At 53.1% G+C, this 614-nt stretch carries 1 rRNA gene; it reads left to right on the top strand.

Annotated features, from left to right (window positions below):
* A 23S ribosomal RNA gene (locus OGV89_RS00705) occupies positions 1-614 on the top strand; the annotation flags it as partial.

Genomic DNA, 614 nt, shown 5'->3' with positions numbered 1-614 from the left:
GGTTAACCGTATAGGGGAGCCGAAGGGAAACCGAGTCTTAACTGGGCGTTAAGTTGCAGGGTATAGACCCGAAACCCGGTGATCTAGCCATGGGCAGGTTGAAGGTTGGGTAACACTAACTGGAGGACCGAACCGACTAATGTTGAAAAATTAGCGGATGACTTGTGGCTGGGGGTGAAAGGCCAATCAAACCGGGAGATAGCTGGTTCTCCCCGAAAGCTATTTAGGTAGCGCCTCGTGAATTCATCTTCGGGGGTAGAGCACTGTTTCGGCTAGGGGGTCATCCCGACTTACCAACCCGATGCAAACTGCGAATACCGAAGAATGTTATCACGGGAGACACACGGCGGGTGCTAACGTCCGTCGTGAAGAGGGAAACAACCCAGACCGCCAGCTAAGGTCCCAAAGTCATGGTTAAGTGGGAAACGATGTGGGAAGGCACAGACAGCCAGGATGTTGGCTTAGAAGCAGCCATCATTTAAAGAAAGCGTAATAGCTCACTGGTCGAGTCGGCCTGCGCGGAAGATGTAACGGGGCTAAACCATGCACCGAAGCTGCGGCAGCGACACTATGTGTTGTTGGGTAGGGGAGCGTTCTGTAAGCCGTTGAAGGTG

This window comes from Citrobacter sp. Cf125, assembly GCF_030333935.1.
Classification (GTDB): Bacteria; Pseudomonadota; Gammaproteobacteria; order Enterobacterales; family Enterobacteriaceae; genus Citrobacter; species Citrobacter freundii.
This window is presented reverse-complemented; position numbering and strand designations above follow the sequence as displayed.